The 3,340-nt window shown below is 50.4% G+C and carries 2 rRNA genes; both read right to left on the reverse strand.

The annotated features are described in order from the left end of the window. Window positions 1-3 precede the first annotated feature (3 nt). A 5S ribosomal RNA gene (gene rrf / locus AACT21_RS06295) occupies window positions 4-119 on the reverse strand. A gap of 87 nt (window positions 120-206) precedes the next feature. Next, window positions 207-3,097: ribosomal RNA gene (locus AACT21_RS06300) — 23S ribosomal RNA — on the reverse strand. Window positions 3,098-3,340: the final 243 nt, after the last annotated feature.

Below are 3,340 nucleotides of genomic sequence, written 5' to 3' on the forward strand. Positions count from 1 at the left end.
AAAGCCTGGCGATGTCCTACTCTCACATGGGGAGACCCCACACTACCATCGGCGCTGTTGTGTTTCACTTCTGAGTTCGGCATGGAATCAGGTGGGTCCACAACGCTATGGTCGCCAAGCAAATTTCTTAATTCGGAAAGCTGTTTCGTTCTCATTCACACATTCAATGTTCTTCAATTGAGCCCACAAAACCCCTTCGGTGTTGTATGGTTAAGCCTCACGGGCAATTAGTATTGGTTAGCTCAACGCCTCGCAGCGCTTACACACCCAACCTATCAACGTTCTAGTCTCGAACAACCCTTTAGGACACTTAAAGTGCCAGGGAAGACTCATCTCAGGGCTCGCTTCGCGCTTAGATGCTTTCAGCGCTTATCAATTCCGAACTTAGCTACCGGGCAATGCCATTGGCATGACAACCCGAACACCAGCGGTTCGTCCACTCCGGTCCTCTCGTACTAGGAGCAGCCCCCTTCAATCTTCCAACGCCCACGGCAGATAGGGACCGAACTGTCTCACGACGTTCTAAACCCAGCTCGCGTACCACTTTAAATGGCGAACAGCCATACCCTTGGGACCGACTTCAGCCCCAGGATGTGATGAGCCGACATCGAGGTGCCAAACACCGCCGTCGATATGAACTCTTGGGCGGTATCAGCCTGTTATCCCCGGAGTACCTTTTATCCGTTGAGCGATGGCCCTTCCATTCAGAACCACCGGATCACTATGACCTACTTTCGTACCTGCTCGAACCGTCATTCTCGCAGTTAAGCGGGCTTATGCCATTGCACTAACCTCACGATGTCCAACCGTGATTAGCCCACCTTCGTGCTCCTCCGTTACTCTTTGGGAGGAGACCGCCCCAGTCAAACTACCCACCAGGCACTGTCCGCAACCCCGATGAGGGGCCTACGTTAGAACATCAAAACGACAAGGGTGGTATTTCAAGGTCGACTCCACGCAATCTAGCGACTGCGCTTCTAAGTCTCCCACCTATCCTACACATGTAGGTTCAATGTTCAGTGCCAAGCTGTAGTAAAGGTTCACGGGGTCTTTCCGTCTAGCCGCGGGTACACTGCATCTTCACAGCGATTTCAATTTCACTGAGTCTCGGGTGGAGACAGCGTGGCCATCATTACGCCATTCGTGCAGGTCGGAACTTACCCGACAAGGAATTTCGCTACCTTAGGACCGTTATAGTTACGGCCGCCGTTTACCGGGGCTTCGATCAAGAGCTTCGACCTAAGTCTAACCCCATCAATTAACCTTCCGGCACCGGGCAGGCGTCACACCGTATACGTCATCTTGCGATTTTGCACAGTGCTGTGTTTTTAATAAACAGTTGCAGCCACCTGGTATCTGCGACTCTCGTCAGCTCCATCCGCGAGGGACTTCACCAATAAGAGCGTACCTTCTCCCGAAGTTACGGTACCATTTTGCCTAGTTCCTTCACCCGAGTTCTCTCAAGCGCCTTGGTATTCTCTACCCGACCACCTGTGTCGGTTTGGGGTACGATTGCTTATAATCTGAAGCTTAGAGGCTTTTCCTGGAAGCAGGGCATCAATGACTTCACTGCCGTAGCAGCTCGACGTCGTGTCTCAGCCTAACAAGAAACCGGATTTACCTAGTCTCTTAGCCTACGCACTTGAACCAGGACAACCGTCGCCTGGCCCACCTAGCCTTCTCCGTCCCCCCATCGCAATTATAAGCAGTACGGGAATATTAACCCGTTTCCCATCGACTACGCTTTTCAGCCTCGCCTTAGGGGTCGACTTACCCTGCCCCGATTAACGTTGGACAGGAACCCTTGGTCTTCCGGCGGGGAGGTTTTTCACCCCCCTTATCGTTACTCATGTCAGCATTCGCACTTCTGATACCTCCAGCATGCTTTACAACACACCTTCAACGGCTTACAGAACGCTCCCCTACCCAATACAGTAAACTGCATTGCCGCAGCTTCGGTTTACTACTTAGCCCCGTTACATCTTCCGCGCAGGCCGACTCGACCAGTGAGCTATTACGCTTTCTTTAAATGATGGCTGCTTCTAAGCCAACATCCTGGCTGTCTGAGCCTTCCCACATCGTTTCCCACTTAGTAGTAATTTGGGACCTTAGCTGGCGGTCTGGGTTGTTTCCCTCTCCACGACGGACGTTAGCACCCGCCGTGTGTCTCCCGGATAGTACTTACTGGTATTCGGAGTTTGCAAAGGGTTGGTAAGTCGGGATGACCCCCTAGCCTTAACAGTGCTCTACCCCCAGTAGTATTCGTCCGAGGCGCTACCTAAATAGCTTTCGGGGAGAACCAGCTATCTCCGAGTTTGATTGGCCTTTCACCCCTAGCCACAAGTCATCCGCTAATTTTTCAACATTAGTCGGTTCGGTCCTCCAGTTGATGTTACTCAACCTTCAACCTGCCCATGGCTAGATCACCCGGTTTCGGGTCTATATCCAGAGACTGAAGCGCCCAGTTAAGACTCGGTTTCCCTACGGCTCCCCTATTCGGTTAACCTTGCCACTGAATATAAGTCGCTGACCCATTATACAAAAGGTACGCAGTCACACCACGAAGGTGCTCCTACTGCTTGTACGTACACGGTTTCAGGTTCTATTTCACTCCCCTCACAGGGGTTCTTTTCGCCTTTCCCTCACGGTACTGGTTCACTATCGGTCAGTCAGTAGTATTTAGCCTTGGAGGATGGTCCCCCCATGTTCAGACAGGATAACACGTGTCCCGCCTTACTCGATTTCACTTATAATGATGGAACAGTTACGGGGCTATCACCCTTTATTGCGCCACTTTCCAGAGGCTTCACCTGCATCATTAAAAGCTTAAGGGCTAGTCCAATTTCGCTCGCCGCTACTTTCGGAATCTCTGTTGATTTCTTCTCCTCGGGGTACTTAGATGTTTCAGTTCCCCCGGTTTGCCTCCTTACCCTATGTATTCAGGTAAGGATACGTGCTTATGCACGTGGGTTTCCCCATTCGGAAATCGTAGACTCAAGTGGCTGTTACTGCCTAATCTACGCTTATCGCAAGTTACTACGTCCTTCATCGCCTCTGACTGCCAAGGCATCCACCGTGTACGCTTAGTCACTTAACCATACAACCCGAAGAAGTTTCGTGTTGTAGACAAGTCACCAAGGTTGTCTCTCATTATTTGAATGAGCGAGAGACGTTTGATTTTGCCGGACTCAATTTTGAAAACTTACCGTAGTAAGCTTTCCCAAGAACACTTGAATGTGTTTGGTATCAATACGTTAAACGTATTGATGTTGAGAACTTTTATTTGATAACAACAAACACGTTCGTTGTTATCAGTCAGCTTTCCAAATTGTTAAAGAGC

This window comes from Vibrio sp. V08_P9A1T1 (genome assembly GCF_963874405.1).
Lineage (GTDB): Bacteria > Pseudomonadota > Gammaproteobacteria > Enterobacterales > Vibrionaceae > Vibrio > Vibrio anguillarum.